Source organism: Micromonospora sp. NPDC023814 (assembly GCF_040639595.1).
GTDB lineage: Bacteria > Actinomycetota > Actinomycetes > Mycobacteriales > Micromonosporaceae > Micromonospora.
Map to the genome: position 1 here is coordinate 1 of NZ_JBFAAF010000010.1, position 19,238 is coordinate 19,238.

The 19,238-nt window shown below is 71.3% G+C and carries 16 protein-coding genes; 7 read left to right on the forward strand and 9 right to left on the reverse strand.

The window, feature by feature from the left end:
• The first annotated feature begins 314 nt into the window (after nucleotides 1–314).
• Nucleotides 315–749: a hypothetical protein gene (locus AB0G14_RS07465; protein WP_357694720.1), complete on the forward strand. Its 435-nt coding sequence runs from the start codon at nucleotides 315–317 to the stop codon at nucleotides 747–749.
• A 6-nt stretch (nucleotides 750–755) separates the two neighbouring features.
• Here the strand turns inward: AB0G14_RS07465 and AB0G14_RS07470 are convergent, their stop codons facing one another.
• Nucleotides 756–1,715, reverse strand: coding sequence for a DUF389 domain-containing protein (locus AB0G14_RS07470; RefSeq protein ID WP_357694722.1), 960 nt, complete (start codon nucleotides 1,713–1,715; stop codon nucleotides 756–758).
• A gap of 217 nt (nucleotides 1,716–1,932) precedes the next feature.
• Between AB0G14_RS07470 and AB0G14_RS07475 the strand changes: the two genes are divergently transcribed.
• The 4 genes from AB0G14_RS07475 (at nucleotide 1,933) to AB0G14_RS07490 (ending at nucleotide 6,445) form a co-directional block, all read left to right on the forward strand.
• Nucleotides 1,933–2,640, forward strand: coding sequence for a sugar transferase (locus AB0G14_RS07475; RefSeq protein ID WP_357694724.1), 708 nt, complete (start codon nucleotides 1,933–1,935; stop codon nucleotides 2,638–2,640).
• Complete coding sequence (locus tag AB0G14_RS07480; protein WP_357694726.1) at nucleotides 2,637–3,785, forward strand: aminotransferase class I/II-fold pyridoxal phosphate-dependent enzyme; 1,149 nt, start codon at nucleotides 2,637–2,639, stop codon at nucleotides 3,783–3,785. Before AB0G14_RS07475 ends, AB0G14_RS07480 begins: the two co-directional genes overlap by 4 nt.
• On the forward strand, nucleotides 3,782–4,426 hold the full coding sequence (locus AB0G14_RS07485; protein ID WP_357694728.1) for an acetyltransferase: 645 nt from the start codon (nucleotides 3,782–3,784) through the stop codon (nucleotides 4,424–4,426). Before AB0G14_RS07480 ends, AB0G14_RS07485 begins: the two co-directional genes overlap by 4 nt.
• Before the next feature lie 147 nt (nucleotides 4,427–4,573).
• The gene (locus tag AB0G14_RS07490) at nucleotides 4,574–6,445 is read left to right on the forward strand and encodes a polysaccharide biosynthesis protein (RefSeq protein ID WP_357694730.1); all 1,872 of its coding nucleotides are present in this window, start codon (nucleotides 4,574–4,576) and stop codon (nucleotides 6,443–6,445) included.
• Nucleotides 6,446–6,586: 141 nt separating this feature from the next.
• On the opposite strand, the gene wecB is transcribed toward AB0G14_RS07490, so the two are convergent.
• Genes wecB through AB0G14_RS07510 form a run of 4 tightly spaced genes read right to left on the reverse strand, consistent with a single transcriptional unit; the run spans nucleotide 6,587 to nucleotide 11,104 of the window.
• Complete coding sequence (wecB, locus tag AB0G14_RS07495; protein WP_357694732.1) at nucleotides 6,587–7,711, reverse strand: UDP-N-acetylglucosamine 2-epimerase (non-hydrolyzing); 1,125 nt, start codon at nucleotides 7,709–7,711, stop codon at nucleotides 6,587–6,589.
• Nucleotides 7,708–8,946: a glycosyltransferase family 4 protein gene (locus AB0G14_RS07500; protein ID WP_357694734.1), complete on the reverse strand. Its 1,239-nt coding sequence runs from the start codon at nucleotides 8,944–8,946 to the stop codon at nucleotides 7,708–7,710. The genes wecB and AB0G14_RS07500 overlap by 4 nt, the downstream gene beginning before the upstream one ends.
• Nucleotides 8,943–10,070, reverse strand: coding sequence for a capsular biosynthesis protein (locus tag AB0G14_RS07505; RefSeq protein ID WP_357694736.1), 1,128 nt, complete (start codon nucleotides 10,068–10,070; stop codon nucleotides 8,943–8,945). Before AB0G14_RS07505 ends, AB0G14_RS07500 begins: the two co-directional genes overlap by 4 nt.
• Nucleotides 10,064–11,104, reverse strand: a complete 1,041-nt coding sequence (locus tag AB0G14_RS07510; RefSeq protein ID WP_357694738.1) for a polysaccharide biosynthesis protein — start codon at nucleotides 11,102–11,104, stop codon at nucleotides 10,064–10,066. The genes AB0G14_RS07505 and AB0G14_RS07510 overlap by 7 nt, the downstream gene beginning before the upstream one ends.
• Before the next feature lie 332 nt (nucleotides 11,105–11,436).
• Between AB0G14_RS07510 and AB0G14_RS07515 the strand changes: the two genes are divergently transcribed.
• Both AB0G14_RS07515 and AB0G14_RS07520 read left to right on the forward strand, forming a co-directional pair.
• A complete protein-coding gene (locus AB0G14_RS07515; protein WP_357694740.1) occupies nucleotides 11,437–12,780 on the forward strand; it encodes a glycosyltransferase in 1,344 nt (447 codons plus the stop codon).
• 184 nt (nucleotides 12,781–12,964) lie between these two features.
• Nucleotides 12,965–14,131: an O-antigen ligase family protein gene (locus tag AB0G14_RS07520; RefSeq protein ID WP_357694742.1), complete on the forward strand. Its 1,167-nt coding sequence runs from the start codon at nucleotides 12,965–12,967 to the stop codon at nucleotides 14,129–14,131.
• Between the two features lie 102 nt (nucleotides 14,132–14,233).
• Here the strand turns inward: AB0G14_RS07520 and AB0G14_RS07525 are convergent, their stop codons facing one another.
• The 4 genes from AB0G14_RS07525 to AB0G14_RS07540 are packed head-to-tail and all read right to left on the reverse strand — an operon-like array spanning nucleotide 14,234 to nucleotide 19,145.
• Nucleotides 14,234–15,436, reverse strand: a complete 1,203-nt coding sequence (locus AB0G14_RS07525) for a glycosyltransferase (protein ID WP_357694744.1) — start codon at nucleotides 15,434–15,436, stop codon at nucleotides 14,234–14,236.
• A complete protein-coding gene (locus AB0G14_RS07530) occupies nucleotides 15,429–16,781 on the reverse strand; it encodes a glycosyltransferase (RefSeq protein WP_357694746.1) in 1,353 nt (450 codons plus the stop codon). The genes AB0G14_RS07525 and AB0G14_RS07530 overlap by 8 nt, the downstream gene beginning before the upstream one ends.
• Entirely contained in the window at nucleotides 16,768–18,192 is a 1,425-nt protein-coding gene (locus AB0G14_RS07535; protein ID WP_357694748.1) for a lipopolysaccharide biosynthesis protein, read from the reverse strand. The genes AB0G14_RS07530 and AB0G14_RS07535 overlap by 14 nt, the downstream gene beginning before the upstream one ends.
• Nucleotides 18,193–18,200: 8 nt before the next feature.
• Nucleotides 18,201–19,145 carry an NAD-dependent epimerase/dehydratase family protein gene (locus AB0G14_RS07540; RefSeq protein WP_357694750.1) on the reverse strand — a complete coding sequence of 315 codons (945 nt, stop codon included), beginning with the start codon at nucleotides 19,143–19,145 and terminating at the stop codon, nucleotides 18,201–18,203.
• Between the last annotated feature and the right edge of the window lie 93 nt (nucleotides 19,146–19,238).

The following is a 19,238-nucleotide window of genomic DNA, read 5'->3' on the forward strand; positions in this document are numbered from 1 at the left end:
GCCGTTGTTCTCGCCGATCCAGTTCCCCTCGTAGGCCTCCTCGGGGGTGTAGACGTCGAACGGGCCCTTCTTCGCCCGCATCAGGATCCGCTGGGCCCGAGGCCGGCGGACCCGAGGCCGGCCGGTGCAGCCGGTGGCGACCGCTGCCCGAGATCAGCGGACGGCCGGGTCCGGCGCCGGGAACAGGGCCGGCAAGAACCCGGGCGACGGGCACGCAGCAGAACGCCGTCTGGCCGCCCCGCACCACGACTCGGGCGCGGCGGCGCGGGAGCCACTGGTACCGGGGGCGGGCGGTGCGGCGTACCGTCGCGGTCGTGGACGAGGGCGACGGCCTGGAGTGGCGGGAGCGGCAGCGACGGGCGGTGCGGGCGCACGCGGCGGCCGACGAGCGGCGCCGGGCGGCCGAGCAGGCGGAGGCGGCGGAACTCGTGGCCTGGTTCGTCGCCGAGGCGATCCGGCGCGGGCTGCCGACGGAGCGGCTCACGGCCCGGGCCTACGACGGTCGCGGCCGTTACCGGACGCGGCTGCGCGGCTGGTACGTCGACCGGGCCCGGACCCGGGCGGTCGACGTGGACGGGCGGTTCCACCTGCTGACCGTGTCGGGCAGCCTGCGCGCCCGACTGCTCGGGGCCGAGCCGCAGCCCAGCCCGCCGCCGCTGGTCGTCGGCGCGGGTGGCCGGGACGGCGAGTCCATCCCGCTACGAACGCTGCTCACCCGCCGGCTGAACGGCGGTGACGAGGGGCCCTGACGGGGGTCAGCGACGGGCCCGGCCGGGCCGGTGCCCGGGGCCGCGCCGGGCCAGGTACCACCACCACGACTGCTGCACCACCAGCGTGACCAGGCCGGCGAGCACGATCGCGCAGAGGTTGATCACCAACTGGAGGGCCGAGCCGGCCGCCTCGTGCCAGACGCCGTACGCGGCGGCGACGGCCACGTTCGCGGCCGCCGGCACCGTGGTCACCGAGATCAGCACCCCGACCAGGCTGCCGGACTTCTTCGAGGTCAGCGAGAGCATGCCGGCCACACCGGCGAGCAGGCCGACCACCCAGGAGAGCGCGTCCGGCCGCCAGATGAAGTCCGTGAGCGGGCGATCGGCCAGCAGCATCCCGCGGTCGACCAGGCCGGCGGCGGTCAGCGCCCAGGTGCTGAGCACGGTGACCACCATGGCGACGAGGAAGCCGACCACCAGCGCCTGCACCGACCGGGTGATGACCGGCAGCCTGCGGCGCAGCAGCGCCACGCAGAGCGCGGCCAGGGGGCCGAACTCGGGACCGACGACCATCGCGCCGACGATGAGGATCGGCTGGTCGAGCAGGACGCCGATGCCGGCGAGCATGGTGGCGACGGTGATCAGCACGAGGTAGGTGGCGGACAGTTCCGTCTGCTCGCCGGTCTTGGCGGCGATCTCGTCCCAGACCACCGCGTCCGCGCCGCTGCCGGGCGCCGTCCGGGCCGCCCGGTCCGCCGCCGCGGAGATGGCCAGCTCCACGTCGTCGGCCGCGATGGCCCCACGTGCCTCCACGCCGAGCTGCCGCAGGTCGCGCAGCACGCCGTCGGCGCTCTCCCGGACCACGTCGCAGAGGATGAGGTCGCCCTCGGGCTGGCGGGCGGCGCCGGCGAGCACGGCCAGATGGGTCACCCCGCAGTCGGCGGCCAGCAGCTCGGCCACCGCGGCGGACTGGTCCGGTGGGGCGATCACCCTCAGGTGCAGCACGGCCCTCCCCCTCGCCCTGTCGACGGTCGGGCACTCTACTGCCGGTCGGGCCGGACGGAAGGTCACGTCTTGGTAGCCGGCCGAGTCCTGTCGGACGGTTGGGCGGTTGACCTGTCGGGATCAGAACCTGGTGTCGCGATTCTGGCCTCTTGACGCTTTCATGCCTGATACAACCTGTCTGTTCCATGATGACTCGATTGGCTGGGAGGTCGACAGCGTGCATGGTTCCGTGAACGCGCCGGGGGATCTGGCGGAGCGGCCCCGACCGGAGGGCCTCAAGCGGGCCATCGACCTGGCGGCAGCCGTGGTGCTGCTGGTGCTGACCGCGCCGCTCGTCCTCGTGGTGGCGGCGCTGGTGGCCACGGGGCTCGGCCGGCCGGTGCTGTTCCGGCAGCCCCGTGCCGGCCGGCACGGCCAGGTGTTCGAGCTGGTCAAGTTCCGCACCATGCTCCCGCCCGATCCGCGGCGGGGACGGGTACGCGACGGGGACCGGCTGACGCCGCTGGGGCGGTTCCTGCGCTCCACCAGCCTGGACGAACTGCCGACGCTGTGGAACGTGCTGCGCGGCGACATGAGCCTGGTCGGCCCCCGCCCCCTGCTCACCGAGTACCTGCCGCGCTACTCCCCCACCCAGGCCCGCCGGCACGAGGTCAGGCCGGGCGTCACCGGGCTGGCCCAGATACGTGGACGCAACAGCCTGGGCTGGGGGGAGAAGCTGGACCTTGACGTCTGGTACGTCGACCACCGCAGCCTGCGGTTGGACCTGTCGATCCTCGCCGCGACCGTCCGCACCGTGCTGCGCCGCGAGGGGATCTCCGCGGCGGGCTCGGCCACCGCGCCCGAGTTCCTCGGCACGCCCTCGCCCGTTCCCGCCGTGCCAGGCCGGGAGGCCAACCTGACCGTTCCCGCTGGAGGTGGCCGATGAGCCGGACGATCCACCTGTCCCCGCCCGACGTCGGGCCGCTGGAGGAGTCGTACGTCGTCGCGGCCCTGCGGTCCGGCTGGGTCGCGCCCGTCGGGCCGGACCTCGACGCGTTCGAGTGCGAGGTCGCTGCGCGGGTGGGCACCCGCGGGGCCGTTGCCGTGAGTTCCGGCACGGCCGCGCTGCACCTGGCGCTGCTCGGGGTGGGGGTCGGGCCCGGGGACGCCGTCATCGTGCCGACGCTGACGTTCGTGGCGACCGCGAACGCGGTCCGGTACGCCGGCGCCCGACCGGTCTTCGTCGACTGCGACCCGCACACCGGCAACGTCGACGTCACCCTCGTCGCCGAGCTGATCCGAAACCTGACCTTCCGGGGCCAGCGTGTCGGGGCGGTCGTCCCGGTGGACCTCTTCGGCAGCTGCGTCGACTACACCGCGCTGCTGCCGGTCTGCGACGCGGCGGGCGTCCCGATCGTCGAAGACGCCGCCGAGGCCCTCGGCGCCACCCATCGCGGCCGGCCCGCCGGCTCCTTCGGCCAGGCGGGCATCCTCTCCTTCAACGGCAACAAGATCATGACCACGTCGGGCGGCGGCATGCTCGTCTCCGACGACACGGCCCTGCTGGCCCGGGCCCGTCACCTCGCGACCCAGGCCCGCGAACCGACGCCGCACTACGAGCACCGCGAGACGGGCTACAACTACCGGCTGAGCAACCTGCTCGCCGCGCTCGGCCGCGCCCAGCTCGTCAGGCTGGACGGGATGATCGCCCGGCGCCGGCAGCTTCGCGACCGGTACGCCAAGCTTTTCGCCCCGGTCCCCGGCGTACGCCTGATCGGCATGGAGGACGCGGGCTCCAACTGCTGGCTGACGACCATCGTGGTCGATCCGGATCGGTCCGGGTGGCGGGCCGCCGACCTGGCGGCCCACCTGGCCCTGCGGGACATCGAGACCCGACCGGTCTGGAAACCGATGCACCTGCAACCGGCGTACGCCGCCGCCGAGCGTCTCGTCACCGGCGTGGCGGAGCGGTTGTTCGCCGACGGGCTGGCCCTGCCGAGCGGCAGCGTCCTTGACGAGGCGCAGATCGGCCGCGTCCTCGCCGCCGTGGACGAGTTCCTGACGGTGCGGGCGGGGGCGTCGACGGCGTGACGATTCCCCTGGTGGTCGTCGGCTGCGGTGGCCACGGCCGGGAGATCCTGACGATCGCCCGGGCGACGGACGCCGCAGCCGGTCGGCGGCGCTGGCGGCTCCTCGGGTTCGTCGACGACCGCCCGTCCGAGGAGAACCTGAAGCGGGTGCAGCGGCTCGACGTCCCCTACCTCGGCGGAGTCGCCTGGCTGCGCGACGCACCCCCGGAAACGCACCACGTCATCGGCATCGGCGACCCGCGCGTCCGGCGGGCCGTCGCGGGGCGCGTCGACGCGTACGGCGTGCCGGCGGCGAGCCTCGTGCACCCGGCGGCGACGATCGGGCCGGACACCGTGCACGGTCCCGGCTTCGTCGCCTTCGCCGGGGCACGCGTCACCACGAACGTCACCGTCGGCCGGCACGTGCACCTCAACCAGAACGCCACCGTCGGCCACGACTGCACCCTCGCCGACTTCGTGTCGGTCAACCCACTCGCCGCCGTCTCCGGCGACTGCCACCTGGCGGAGGGGGTGCTCGTCGGCACGACCGCAGCCGTGTTGCAGGGCCTGCGGGTGGGCCGGCACAGCACCGTCGGAGCTGGCGCCTGCGTCGTCCGGGACGTGCCGGACGGCGTCGTCGTCAAGGGCGTACCCGCCCGTTGACCCGACACGACCTCGACTCCTTGGGCAGAATTCGGTCATCAAACCTGAAAACCCCCAAACATCGCTTTCGGACATGTATCAACTAAAGGAGCTCAAAGCTCCTTCCGCCCCGCGGCGGAAGCGGTCGGAGACGGACAGGGAGCACATATGCCGCCGGAGACAGAGACGACCCGACTCAGCGATCAGGGGTCACACCGGTCCAGGGCGCGCCGCCGGACCATCGGATTTCTCGCCACCGACAGCACCGCCTGGGTTTGCGGGTTCGTCGCCGCGGTCTGGTTTCGTTACGAGTTCGACCTGACGTCCGACCAGCTCGCGCGCGCCGTCGCCTGCGGCGCCCTCGCCGCCGTCGTGCACGTGGCCGTCGCGGCGGTGCGCCGGATCTACTCCGGACGCCACCCGCTGGGCAGCCTCCAGGAGGTGCAGGGGGTCGCCGGCACCGCGGCCACCACCGCCGCGATCCTGCTGGTCGGGCTGCTCCCGGCCGGCGTACGGCCGGTGCCGGCGAGCGCCCCGCTGGTCGGGGGTGCCCTGGCGCTGCTGTTCATGCTCGCCGCCCGGTTCACCTACCGGCATCGCCGCGACCTCGCCATGCGACCGGACGTCCGGTCCTCGAACCCGGTGCTGCTGTTCGGGCTCGGCGACGCCGGGCAGGGACTGCTGCGGGCCATGCTCAGCGACCCACGCGGGCGGTACCGGCCCGTGGGCGCCCTCGACGACGACCCCGACAAGCGGGACCTGCGCATCGGCGGAGTACGCGTGCTCGGCGGCCGGCGGGACGTCGCGGAGGCCGTCCGGCGTACCGGTGCGACGACCGTGATCTTCTCCGTCGCGAACGCCGACGCCGCGCTGATCCGGCAGATCCGGGAGGCCACGCTGCGGACCGGGGCGGCGTTCAAGGTGCTGCCCCCCGTCCGGGACCTCGTCGACCACCGGATCGCCGTCACCGACGTCCGCGACGTGCAGATCGGCGACCTGCTCGGGCGCCGGCAGGTGGTGGCCGACATGCCGATGAGCACCAGCGGGCTCACCGGCCGACGGATCCTGGTCACCGGCGCCGGCGGCTCCATCGGCTCGGAGCTGTGCCGGCAGGTGATGAAGGCGGACCCGGGCGAGCTGATGATGCTCGACCGCGACGAGTCGGCCCTGCACGCCCTCCAGATGTCACTGGCCGGGCGGGCCCTGCTGGACGGTCCCGAGCTGATCCTCGCCGACCTTCGGGACGACGAGGGGATCCGACGGATCATCCGCGAGCGCCGGCCGGAGGTCATCTTCCACGCCGCCGCGCTGAAGCACCTCACGCTGCTCCAGCGGCACCCCGGCGAGGCGGTGAAGACGAACGTCTGGGGCACGCTCTCCGTGCTCGACGCCTGCCGCGACGTCGCCCGGTTCGTCAACATCTCCACCGACAAGGCGGCCGACCCGATCAGCGTCCTCGGCTACTCGAAGCGGATCACCGAACGGCTGACCGCGCACGCCGCCTCCCGCTTCCCCGGCACCTTCCTCAGCGTCCGCTTCGGCAACGTGTTGAGCAGCCGTGGTTCGGTGGTGACGGCGTTCCAACGGCAGATCGAGCTGGGCCGACCGCTCACCGTCACGCACCCCGAGGTGACCCGCTACCTGATGACGGTGCAGGAGGCGGTGCACCTGGTGTTGCAGGCCGCCGAGATCGGCCGCGACGGGGAGGCGCTGGTGCTGGACATGGGCGAACCGGTCCGCATCGCCGACCTGGCGCGGCAGATGGCCGAGCAGGCGGACAGCAGCGTGCCGATCGTCTACACGGGGCTGCGGCCCGGCGAGAAGCTGCACGAGGACCTCCTCGGTACCGGGGAGGTCGACACCCGGCCGCTGCACCCGCTGGTCTCGCACGTGGCGGTGCCCGCGCTGGACCCGATGGAGGTCAGCGGCCTCGACCCGTACGACGACCCCGAGAAGGTCGTCGCCCAGCTCGCCCAGCTCTGTGCCCACCCGACCGGACCTGTCCACGCCGCCTCGGTGCAGGTTCCGTTGTCCCGCTGAAGTCTCCCCGTGGACGCCGCCGACCCAGCCGGGTCGGCGGCGTCCAGACGTCTAGGCCTACTACGGGCCCGCGGCGGTCCTGTCGGGACGGGGCACGAGAAGGCCGGCGACCGGAGCTCCGGTCGCCGGCCCTGTCGTACCTCAGCGGCGGATGCCCGCCCAGTCGTGGTGCCGCCGAACGGTGGAGAGGACGAAGTCGACCACGCGACGGGAGGTGTCCGGGACCCGGTAGTCGACCGGGCACGGCACCCCCTGGGCGGCGACCTGGTCCACGGTCACCTCGACCGCCTCGACCACGCCCTGCGGGTCGAGCCCGGTCATGATGATCCCGCCGGCGTCCAACGCCTCGGGACGCTCGATCGACTCGCGCAGCGTCACGGCGGGGAAGCCGAGGATCGCGGCCTCCTCGCTGATCGTGCCGCTGTCGGAGAGCGTGCAGTAGGCCCTGGTCTGGAGGTGCACGTAGTCGAAGAGGCCGAACGGCTCGTGGAACGCGATCCCCTCCAGGGCGGTCGCGTCCGGCGCCAACGCCTCCAACCGCTTGCGAGTACGCGGGTGCGTGGAGACCAGCACCGGATACCCCCACCGGTCACGGACCGCCCTGAGGCAGTCGAGCAGACGCTGGAGGCGGGCCGGCTGGTCGACGTTCTCCTCGCGGTGCGCGCTGACCACGAAGTACCGGCCGGGCGCGAGGTCGAGCTGGCGCAGGACCGCCGACGCGGCGATGTCCGACCGGTAGTGCTCCAGCACCTCCCGCATGGGCGAGCCGGTGTGCAGGATCCGGCGCGGGTGCAGCCCCTCGGCCAGCAGGTTGCGCCGGGCGTGCTCGGTGTAGACCAGGTTGAAGTCGGCGACGTGGTCGACCAGCCGCCGGTTCGTCTCCTCCGGGACGTTCAGGTCGAAGCAGCGGTTGCCGGCCTCCATGTGGTAGACCGGCACCCGCATCCGCCGGGCCATCAGTGCGGCGATGCAGCTGTTGGTGTCGCCGAGCACGAGCAGCGCGTCCGGCCGCTTCTCGGTGATGGCCGCCTCCATGCCGACCAGCACGCCGCCCAGCACGCGACCGAGCGACGAGGTGTCCACCCGCAGGAACCGGTCCGGCTCGCGCAGCCGCAGCTCCTTGAAGAAGACGTCGGAGAGGGTGCTGTCCCAGTTCTGCCCTGTGTGCACCAGCAGGTGGTCCACCGTGTCGTCGAGCCGGGCGATCACCCGGGACAACCGGATGATCTCGGGTCGGGTGCCGACCACCGTCATGATCCGGGTCATGCCCGTCCTCTCTCTGCTGCCAGCTTGCTCATGATGTCCTCGAACTGGTCCACGCCCACCCGCAGCGACATGCGCTCCTGATAGACGCGCCGGGCCCGCAGACCCAGCTCCGCCCGCGCCGCCGCGGACTCGGCCGCCGCGACGGAGAACCGCGCGGCGAGCGCCTGCCAGTCCCCCGGCGGGGAGACCAGCCCGACGCCGGTCGAGCGGACCAGGGCCGCGGCGTCGCCGCCCACGGAGGCGATCACCGGGGCGCCGCAGGCCAGGGCGGCCTGCAGCTTCGACGGGATGCTGCCGCGCAACGCGGGCAGGTCGCGCAGGCAGACGAGCTGCCAGTCCGCGGCGGCGTACAGCTCGGCCATCTGCTCGGCCGGGCGCCGGCCGACGAAGCGGACGTTGTCGGCGCCGAGGTCTGCGGCGAGCCGCCGGGCGGCGTCCTCGTCCGCGCCGGAGCCGACCAGCACCAGGTCGATCCGGTCGCGGGCGGCGGCCGCCGCCCGGATCGCCGTCTCGATGCCCTGCAACAGGCCGATGTTGCCGGCGAACATCACCGTGCAGCGTCCACGGTGGCCGAGCGCCGCGCGGGCCGCGTCGGTGGCCGGCACCGGCCGGAACAGCGCGTCGTCGGTCCAGTTCCACACCACCCGGACCCGGGCCGGGTCCGCGCCACGGGCCACCACCAGATCGGCCATCGCCGGCGAGATCACCACGACGGCGCTGGCCAGGCGGTACGTCGCGCGCATCAGCGCGGCGATCCCCCGCTGCAACGACCGGCCGGCCCGGCCGGTCGGCGCCATGCCCGACCCGAGCACGGACTCCGGCCACAGGTCCTGCACGTGGAGCACGATCGGCGTACGCCGGGCCGCGCGGGCGATCGCCGCCGCGGCGAACGAGGTGGGCGGCGGGTGGTAGACGTAGGTGACGTCGGCGCCGGCCAACCAACGGACGCCGCCCAGCGCGCTGCTGGCCCCGAAGGAGAGGTGGCTCAGCGCGCGCCGGGCGGCGGACGTGTCGTGGCTGGGATAGGCGGGGACCCGCCGGACGGTGACCGGGCCGTCAGCCTCGGTGTGCCGCCAGCGTTGCCGCCAGCCAGGGAAGATGCGGCCGTGCGGGTAGCTCGGGAAGGTGGTGAGCACCCGCACCTCGTGGCCCCGCTCCGCCAGCTGGCGCGCCAGGTTGCCGGGGATGAACACCCCTTCCGGCGGGTACCACTGGCTGACCAGGCCGATCCTCACGCGTCGACCACCGGCTGCTCCGCCCGGGGACCCTCCACCGGCTCGGGCCAGGTGTCCGGCCGGCCCGGGTCGAACACCTCGTTCGTCCAGAACATGGTGACCAGCTCGTCCAATCCGGTGTTGACCAGCTTGTGCACCCACATGGTGGGCATGTCCACCAGCACCGGCTCGTCGCCGGAGACGGGAAACCGCACCACCTCGGTGTCGCCGACCCTGCGCAGGCTGATCTCGGCCGTGCCGTGCAGCACGACGAACCGCTCCATCTTGGCCAGGTGGAAGTGCTCGCCCCGGGTGATGCCGGGACGGGTCGTGGAGCAGAAGGTCTGGCCGCCTCCACCGTGCGCCTTGACCGTCTCGACCAGCTCGCCCCGGGTGTCGGCCCGGCGCGGCAGCGCCAGCGGATAGTGCGCGGGGAAGCAGTGCGACCGGTACGTGTTGAACAGCCGGACGTCGTGCCGGTCCAGCAAGGCCGGGATCTCCCCCGTCCGGTAGGTGGCGGCGACGTCGGCGAGCCGGTCGGCGAGGGCCCGCACGCCGATCCGCAGCGCCGGCATGGCCGGATCCCACGATCCCCCGGCCGGAACGCCGACGAGTCGGGCCGCCGCGTCGGTGACGTGCACCAGGCTCAGCTCCCGGTCGGCGTGCACCTCCGGCCGGCCGCCCTCGGCGAGCAGCCGGCAGAAGGTTGCGACCGCGGAGTTGTAGAACGGCCGCCCGTGTTCCCCGTACAGGTTCGGCAGCAGGACGTCGTCGACCGGCAGGCCCGTGTCGGCCAGGATGCCGGCGGCGGCGGCTTTCGCGTCGCCGTAGGGCGTGCCGTTGCCGGCCTGCACCGAGTTGGCGAAGACCACCGTCCCGGGCGGCGTCGGGCAGTGCTTGAGACCCTGCGCGAGCTGGGCGGCGAGCTGCACGTTGCCGGCGGACACGTCCGCCGGCTCGCCCCGGTTGACCCCGGCCAGGTGCAGCACCCGGTCGACCCCGCCGACCTTCGCCGCGACCCGCTGCGGGTCGGCCAGTTCTGCCCGGGTGACGACGACCGGCTCCGGCCAGCCGAGGACGCGCAGCAGCACCCGTACGTGCCAGCCGAGGAAGCCGCCGGCTCCGGTGACCGCGAGCCTCAGCATGCCAGCACCGGGTCCCGCAGGGCCAGCTCCGCGCGCACCTCGGGCAGCGTCTTCAGCAGCTCGATGATCTGCGGTACGCCCATCCGCGGCGCGTTGGCGGAGTTGAAGTCCTCCGTCGGCCCCTGGCCCAGCTCACCCTCGTCCACGTAGAGCGCGTAGTTCAGGTCGCGCGCGTCCAGCGGCACCCGGAGGAAGTCGCCGAAGTCGTCGGCCTGGGCGAGTTCCTCCCGGCTGGCCAGCGTCTCGTCCTGCTTCTCGCCGTGCCGTACGCCGATCACGTCGAGCTTGGGGGGCACGTCGAACAGTTCGCAGACCGCCTCGGCCAGGTCGCCGATCGTGCAGGCGGCGGCCTTGCGGACGAAGATGTCGCCGGGCCGGGCGTGCTGGAAGGCGTGCTCGACGAGTTCCACCGAGTCGGCCAGCGACATCAGGAACCGGGTCATCCCCGGGTCCGTCACCGTGGGCGCCCGGCCCGCCTTGATCTGCTCGATGAAGAGCGGGATCACCGAGCCGCGCGAGTACATGACGTTGCCGTACCGGACACAGGAGACCGTGGTGGCGCTGCTCGGGTTGTTCCGGGCGTGCGCCTGGGCCACCTTCTCCATCAGGGCCTTGCTCATGCCCATCGCGTTGACCGGGTAGACGGCCTTGTCGGTGCTCAGCACGACCACCGACCCGACCCCGTTGCGCTCCGCGGCCTCGACCACGTTGGCGCTGCCCAGGACGTTGGTACGCACCGCCTCCAGCGGGAAGAACTCGCACGAGGGCACCTGCTTCAGGGCCGCCGCGTGGAAGATGTAGTCGATGCCGCGGCTGGCCCGCAGCACCGAGTCGTAGTCGCGCACGTCCCCGACGTGGTAGCGGACCCGGTCGTCGCCGAGCACGCGGCGCATGTCGTCCTGTTTGGCCTCGTCGCGGCTAAGCACCCGGACCTCGCCGACGCCGCGGTCGAGGAGCCTGCGCACCATCGTCTTGCCGAAGGAACCCGTGCCGCCGGTGATGAGGACCCGGCGGCCGGTGGTCGAATACGTCACTGGTTGCTCCCCGTCTGGCTCGTAGCAGATCTTGTTGCCGGTGCGGCAGGTCAGCCGGCCCGCCGGCCACACCACGGGCAACGAGTCCAGGCAGCCGCAGAAACGCCCAAAACACTCAAAGAAGCACCGTCGAGCCCAAGAAGGTTGCCGCAGGCCCTCGCTCCCCGGCCATGCGAAACAGTGACGGTACGAAATTCGTGAAAGTCCCAATCGGCACCACAGAACCTGGTAGGACTCAGACAGCGTCTTTCCCACGCATTTGTGGTCTCTGTTGGCGCCCCATCGGTGCACGTCGCCGCACCCCGACAGCCTCGCCAAGACATAGGAGCACCATGCTCGACAGCAGTCCCGAGCCAGCACCGACGCAGGCGGGCTTCCCACCCCTGGACGAGCCGTACGAGCCGGGTGGACGACTCGACATGAAAGCTCTGATCGCCGTCGAAGCACGGTTCGCCCGGACGCCGGATGGCGCGATCTGGACGCGAGAAGGGCCGGGGTACGGCTTCTTCACCCGCTACCTGTCCGCATTCGCCGAGGTGGTGGTGCTCGCGCGCGTGGCGGAGGTGCCCTCCATGCCGCCGGACTCACATCGAGTGGACGGGCACCGCGTGCTCGTGCGGCCGATACCTCACTACCTCGGGCCCTGGCAGTACGTCCGCCGTCGAGCGGCAGTCGTTCGCGCACTGCGCGACGCCGACGACCCGCATGCGGTCCTCATACTGCGTGCGCCCACGGTACTGGGCTCGCTCCTGGCTGCGGCGCGGGAGCGCTCGGGTCTGCCCTATGCCGTCGAGGTCATGGCGGACCCGTACACGGTCTACGCACCGGGCGTCGTCAGCCATCCCCTCCGGCCGTGGTTGAGGTGGCGTCACACGACGTTGTTGCGGCACCAGTGCCGCACCGCGGTCGGAGTCTCCTACGTAACGGAGCGGTACCTGCAACGACGGTATCCGGCCGGGAAGAACGCCGTGACCGCGGCGTACTCGAGCGTGGAGTTGCCACCGGACGCTTTCGTGACCGAGCCTCCTCAGCTCGTGCAACGCGATGAGTACGTCGTCGTCTCGGTCGGCTCGGTGGAGATGCTCTACAAGGGCATCGACACCCTGATAATGGCTCTTGCTCGACTCGTCGCGGCGGGATTGCCGGTGCGGTGCGTCCATCTGGGAACGGGCCGGCAACAGGCCCGGTTGGAGCAACTGGCCACTCAGCTCGGCGTGCGTCACCGGATCGATTTCGTCGGATCCGTTCCCGCGGGAGCGCAGGTCCGGCGATACCTCGACCAAGCCGACCTGTTCGCGATGCCGTCGCGCACCGAGGGCCTTCCCAAGGCATTGATCGAGGCGATGGCTCGGGGTCTACCTGCCGTCGGATCCTCGGTGGGAGGCATCCCCGAGCTTCTCGCGAGTCAGGACATCGTTGCTCCGGACGACCACGTCGCCTTGGCCGATGCGATAGGGCGTCTGCTCAACGAACCAGCACGGCGAGCCCAGGCTTCTGCCCGCAACCTCACTCGCGCCCGCGACTTCTCCGAGGAGACTCTCAGACGACGGCGCGACGTCTTCTATCGAGCCTTGGGCGACGCCACCGCCAACGGTCACGGCTCGTCGGACCAGCGCCGCACCCGCGAGACCTCGCGTCGTGGCGCGTCGACCGTGTCCACCTCGAAGGGGAACTAGTCTGATGACGATCCCTCCGACGTTCGGTCCCGCTGTCCTTGTGACGGAGGACCAACGACGAACCTTCCCTCCCCCCTTTCCGCATCACGCTTCTCAGCGACGCGAAAACGGCGCCGGCACAGGGCGACGACCGAACGGGCTGTTTCCCGCCAGAGAACTCCCGGGACTGGTGTTGATCTGTGCGGTGGCCTTTGTTGCCGCCTGGTCGCCGAAGCTGGCCGCCACCTACGGTGGCGCAGCCGCAGTGATCGCAATCCTGGTCAGTTGCCGTCTGCCGCGCCTCCGCCTCGCCGATGTCCTGGCAGGTCTCACCGCCGTGTGGGCCCTTGCCAGCACGATGCTCGGCACGGTCGACCCCTCGATCACCTGGTGGCTCGCCTACCTGTACGCCTCCGCGTGCCTGGTCTTCATCGCAGCCCGACACGTCGTTAGCAACAGGACCCACCTCCTTACCGTGGCCTTCGCCCACCTGGCCGGTTGCGCCGCCACATCTGTCACGTTGATCCTCGGCGCCCGCAGCAACGCCGACCACCGCGATGCGCTCCTCGACTACAACATCCGCTACGGCGTGGACGGCATCAACATCAACTACACCTCGTACACGTTCGTGACGGGGGCGGTGCTCGCAGTCGCCCTTCTTCGGGTCGGTCTGCGGTCGCACGTCATACGAGCAACGCTTGTCGGAGCCCTCCTGGCATTCGTGTACGGCGTTCTGCTGACGGGATCCAAGGGCGCCACGCTCGGGCTCATCCTGGGCGCGTCGTTCCTCGCCCTGACAGCGATCAGCTCGCCGCTGGCGTGGGCGGTGGCACGCCTTTGCGTTCCCGTGCTGATCCTCCTGGTTCCGTTCACGGCCGCCAGCAGATTCAGCGCAATCGCGCAACGGCTCGACACCCTCTTCGGCCGCGAGACCGGTGACCTGTCCGGCAGACTCGAGGTGTGGCCGCTCGGCGTATCGGCGTGGATGGAGCAACCCTTCACGGGGCTCGGCCCCGGAGTCTTCCGCATGGTCAACCCGTTCCAGATCGGCCCGCACAATCTGCTTCTCGCCGTAGGCACCGACCTCGGTCTGGTCGGTGTTCTCCTCTACGGCTCAGCCGTCGCCGCAGCCCTCGCCGCAGCCGCCCGACAAGCGGGACACGTCGGCAGGATAGCGGCCGGCCTCTTCGCGATGAGCCTGCTGCCGATCTGGATGAGCGGCCACTGGGAGTACGCGCAGGGCTCGTGGCTGGTGCTCGCGCTGCTCTCCTCCGTGGCGATCGCGACAAATAGAACCGGGCGGAAACCCGGGCGGCATCGGTCTCCGACGGCTCGGGGACAGTTCGCGGCAGGCACCGCCCGCCAAGCGTGAGTCGTTCTCCGACGCGCCACTGACGGAGACCTGGCCGGCTCGGAGCCGGGCGGACGACCCGCGACATCGGCTGCCCGCGCGGTTTGGTGACCACTTCCGCCGTCAGGGGCGGGCCGACTCCAGGAGCGTGGCGAGCCGAGGAGCGTAGGCTCGGTAGTCGAACGAATCCAGCGCCTGCACCCGGGCGGCTTCTCGCATGGCCTCCCGCTGCGTCCGGGTCAGCTCCAGCGCGGCGTGTAGCGCAGTGGCCAGTTCCGCTTCCGACCAGCCGTCGCACACCAGGCCCTCGACGCCGTGACGCAGATAAGTGCCAAGATCACTGGTCAGGTTGGCGATCACCGGTGTGCCGTTGGCGAGGCTCTCACAGAACTTGGTGGGGAACCCAGCCTGCGCGAACCGCTCGGGTCGACGCAGAATCACGCTGAAGTCGGCGTCCCGTAGGGCCAGCGGTACCTCCTGCTGGGCCAGCCGACCCCGCACGTCGACTCCCTGCGGGAGGCGGCCGAGGCCCGCCAGGTCCCGTACCTGCGTCACGGTAGGGCCGTAGACCCGCAGTTCGATCGCCGCGCCCCTTCGCTCGATCCGGTCGACCGCGCGGACCATCGTGCCCAGCAGGTCCTTTCGGCCTGGCGTACCGGAGTAGACCAGGGACAGGTCGACCCGCTGCCGAGGGGCCGCCGGGCCGACCCGCAGGGTGCGCACGTCGAGCGTCGGCGGCACCCGGACGACGTTCGTGCCGAGCTGCCGGTAGTAGTCCTCGAGATAGGAGCTGATCGCGATGATCCCGGCGCAGCGCGGGTAGAAGTACCGCATGGCCGTCTCTGAACTGAGATGCAGCGGGCCGAGGAAACCGCCCCGCAGGTGCCGGGGGTCGTACCACTCGACCACGTCGGCCAGCAGCGGCACCGCGTGCCGCCGACACCAGCGGCGCAGGTGAAGCATGTACTGCGCCGCGCCGCCATAGACGACCACGTGCGAGGGAGGCGTCGGCTGGGCGTCCAACCAGTCCACGGTACGCCGGCCGAGCCGCACGGCGAAGTGCACGGTCCGGGCCAGGAGCGAGCCGCCGGCCGAGGTCGTCTCCCCGAGCCCGAGGTACGAGACGGAGCCAGGCCCGTCAACGCCCTCCAACGTGGTGACCACTCGGGGGCTCTCCTCACCGCTCGCGACCACCACGTGGTACCCCGCGTTGGCGAGGGAGCCGGCGATACCGAAGACGCGCCGGGATCCGGGCTGTCCCCAGGGAAACTGGAACGGGCCGACGTACGCCACCCAGTCCCGCCGGCGAACCGTGGACTCACCCATCTTGGCCCTCCCGGTCGGTCGGATCCTTGCCGGCGCCCGCGCCCGTACCGCTGGCCTCGCCCAGGAACTCGGCGAACCGTCTGCTCAGCGTCTCCCGGCGGTGGTGCCGGCGGGCGTGATCCAGGCCGTTACGTCCCCAGGTGTGGCGCAGGCCGGCGTCCCTGAGTTGGCGCAGGGCCCGCGACAACGGCTCCGGGTCGTCCTTCCCCACCACGACACCGGCCTGCGCGTCGGCGATGTGCCGCATGGAGGCAACCTCGGCGGGCCCGAAGCCGAGGATCGGCCGCCCCGCAGCCAGGTACTGCGGGATCTTCGTGGACAGCGAAAGCCGCGTGTACCGCCGGTGGGCGGGCGCGAAAGACTCGACGTGCACGAGCACGTCCGCCGTGTGCAGGACCTTGGGCACCTCGTCGCTGTGCAGCCATCGGTCGAGGCGCACCGACCGACGTCCGCCGAACGCCTCCCTGAACTGCGACAGGTCGTGCTCCGGCGCGTATACGGTAAGCCGGAGCACGGGCGGCTCCTCTTGGGCCGACCGGTCCAGCACCTCGGCGATCCGCGCCAGCGTCTGCCAGCGGCCCAGATGCAGTCCGCCGACGTAGACCAACTCCACCGGCCAGGACGACGGCCGCCCGGTGTCGTCCGGCGGGCCGTCCGCGAAAGCGGTGTCGTCGACGCAGTTGGCGAAGGCGCCAAAGGGAATGCCGTACTGGCGTTGGTATTCATCTGCCATCGGCTGGCTGATGCACATGCCGCGGGGCGCCATCCGCACTGCGGCGCGCAGCGTGCGCAGCAGCGACGCCCGGGCCAGCCCGAACAACTCACCGGAGCCGTAGTTGGTGCTCGGCCAGTCGTCCATGAAGTGTGGTACGAGGGGAACCCCGAGATCACGGGCGATCCGCACGGCCAGCCTGTTCACACGGACGCTGCCCAACAGCGAGTAGACCAGGTCGGGCCGATGCCGGCGCAGCCACGGCGCCAGGTCGTCGGGGAACCGGCTCGGGGTCAGGTCCGCCGCGGCCCGCAGCTGAGTCATGAGCCGAGAGGAGCTGCCTCGACGCGCGGCTGCCGTTCCGCCTGACGCCGCGACGGCGCCGGTCGGCCCGCCGACCGCGCCGAGCACCCTGCGCAACGCGTGGTCGACGGGGAAGTTCCGCAGCCCGAAGTGGTAGAACGACGCGCATACGTCCGCGGAGCGGACTCCCTCGACGGTGTGCACCTGAGCGAGCCGGTCGACGGGCCATCCCTGGAAGAGGTTCGACAGAGTGATCCCCTCGTTCGTCGATCGACTGAACGGTTTTGCTCCCACCACCAGCACTCGTGGGTAGTCGTCATCGAGCCGCACGCGCCACCTCCGGGTCTGCCGTCGGCGAGCTGGACATTCTCAGTGCCTTCCGGTAGCCGTAGATGGCGGCGGGCAGCACCGTGACCAGATAGGTGGCCACGGCAACGTACGGCAGCGCCGTGATCCCCCACCGGGTCGCGGCCCACCACTTACCGACCAGGGAGACGACCAGGTACGCCACCCAGCCGAGCAGTTGCGGTCGGACCAGGCCCATCGCGTTCTGCACCATGAATCGGGGCGAAATGCCGGCAAGCAGCACCCACCACAGCGCCAGACCACCGAGGAGCCACCGGTCCCCGCCCAGGGGAACGGAGAGCCAGGCGGAGAAGAACGGGCCGCCGACGATCACCAGACCGACCGAGGGCACCAGCGTGACGGCCGTGGAGATCAACGTCATCCGACGTACGGTCCGGTAGACCCAGGCCAGGTCGCGCCGGGCGAGGGCTTCGCCGTTGGCCGGCCACAGCGGCACGTTCACCAGCCCGACCAGCATTCCGGCCTGCGCCAGAACCTTGGCGGGCACGGCGTACGCCGTGACCTGCTCCAGCCCCAGTGTCCGCGCGATGATCAGGGTGTCCGCGTTGTTGGCCGCCGACATCACGACAGTCAGCACGAAGAACATCCCACTGAGTCCGAGCAGGCCCCGGGCGAGACGCCGGTCCACGAGGCTGAACCGGGGGCGGATCTCCGGCATCCGGTATCCGTACACCCACACGGAGTTGGCGAGGTTCGTCAGGAGCGGACCGATGACTGCCGCCCCGACCACCACGACGGGCGGCTGCCCGGACCACACCGCGAGCAACACGAGCGGCAGGGCCAGCACGCTGCCCGCTGCCTGCCACATGTTGCTTGCCGATACCTGCTGAAAGGCGTACTGGACGCGGGTTATCAGCGACAAGGGGATGTTCAGCAGGATGGCGGTCAGGCCCACCAGGACCATGCCGCGAACCTCTCCAGGACTCATGTTCCCCGGCAGCCCGAGCAGGGACGACCACGGCAGGGCCGGAGCCGTCAGCCAGAGCAACGCACACAGCGCCGCCGCCACCGCCAGGATGAGGAGGTACGCGCTGGAGAGGTAGCGGCGCGCACCTTCGCTGTCGCCGGTGCCGTGGCACAGGGTCAGCTTCGTCATCAGGCCGTTGCCGAGGCCCAAGTCCGCGAAGGCGGCCATGCCAGCCAGCGCCAGCACGGCGGACCACAGGCCGTAACGCTCCGATCCCAGGTAGGAGAGGGTGACGGGGATCAGCAGCAACGGGACGACGACCCCGATGGCCCGGCCGAGAACGGCGGTGGCGATTCCGGAGGCGAGACGGCGACTCCGGGCCGCGCCGTCCCGGTCCGCAGAGGACGGGTTCGGTGGCTCGCCGGTCGGGACGTCGCGGTCGAGGGTCCTGGGGGGTGTGGGGAGCATGGCCAAGTTCAGTGACGGACCAGAACGCGGTCGGACATCCAGTCGACCGTCGCTTGGAGTCCTTCCCGCGTGGTGTACCGACGGGGGGAAGGGAAGAGCTCACGCAGGCGGGTCGAGTCGGCCTGGGAGTCACGCACGTCTCCCGAACGCGGTGGCTCGTGCACCCGGTCGAGCGGGCGCCCCAGCACGGACTCCAGTTCCGCCACCAGGTCGAGTAGTGAGACCCGCTCCCCGAAGGCTAGGTTCACCACGTCGGGCGCCGAGACCCGCCGGACAATCGCATCCGCGATAACCGAGGTGACGCTGCCGACATAGGTGAAGTCGCGGGTCTGCCGGCCATCGCCGTGAATCCGCACCGGTTCGCCGACCAGCGCCGCCGACACGAATCTCGGCACCACTGCGGCATACGCATGGTGCGCGGCCTGCCGGGGGCCGAAGACATTGAAGAAGCGGAACGCCAGTACCGCTTGGTCGTAGCAGGAGGCGTGGGCGAGGGCGTAGGCCTCTGTCGCCAGCTTCGACACGGCGTACGGGCTCACCGGCATCGGCCGGAGCGCTTCCTGCCGGGGCAGGACGGGGTTGGCGCCGTAGACGGACGACGACGAGGCGACGATGACGTGCGGAACATCGTGCCGCCGTACCGCCTCCAACACCATCAGGGTGCCGGTCGCGTTGGCATGGTGACTGGCCAGCGGATTGTCGATCGACCGCGGCACTGACCCCAACGCGCCCAGGTGCACGACGCAGTCCGCGCCGGCCAGCGCTGCGTCCAGCACCTTCGCGTCCAGAACGGTGCCACGCAGCAACCGGACCGGCAGGTCGGTGAGGTTGTCCAGCGACCCGGTCGAGAGGTCGTCGACGGCCACCAACTCGTCCATCAGCGGGTTGTCGACCAGCGTATGGAGCAGATTGGCGCCGATGAAGCCAGCGCCCCCCGTCACGACTACCTTCAACGATGTTCTCCTCGCCTACCCCGCGTCGTGTCGACCCGGAGCGCCGGGTCCGTCTCCTGGAGACAACGAACAGGGTCTGCGCAGGTCACGGCG

Coding starts and splice junctions, on each gene's coding strand:
- AB0G14_RS07480 (WP_357694726.1), top strand. CDS start 2,637: ATGAGCCGGACGATCCACCTGTCCCCGCCCGACGTCGGGCCGCTGGAG.
- AB0G14_RS07490 (WP_357694730.1), top strand. CDS start 4,574: ATGCCGCCGGAGACAGAGACGACCCGACTCAGCGATCAGGGGTCACAC.
- wecB (WP_357694732.1), bottom strand. CDS start 7,711: ATGACCCGGATCATGACGGTGGTCGGCACCCGACCCGAGATCATCCGG.
- AB0G14_RS07505 (WP_357694736.1), bottom strand. CDS start 10,070: ATGCTGAGGCTCGCGGTCACCGGAGCCGGCGGCTTCCTCGGCTGGCAC.
- AB0G14_RS07515 (WP_357694740.1), top strand. CDS start 11,437: ATGCTCGACAGCAGTCCCGAGCCAGCACCGACGCAGGCGGGCTTCCCA.
- AB0G14_RS07525 (WP_357694744.1), bottom strand. CDS start 15,436: ATGGGTGAGTCCACGGTTCGCCGGCGGGACTGGGTGGCGTACGTCGGC.
- AB0G14_RS07535 (WP_357694748.1), bottom strand. CDS start 18,192: ATGCTCCCCACACCCCCCAGGACCCTCGACCGCGACGTCCCGACCGGC.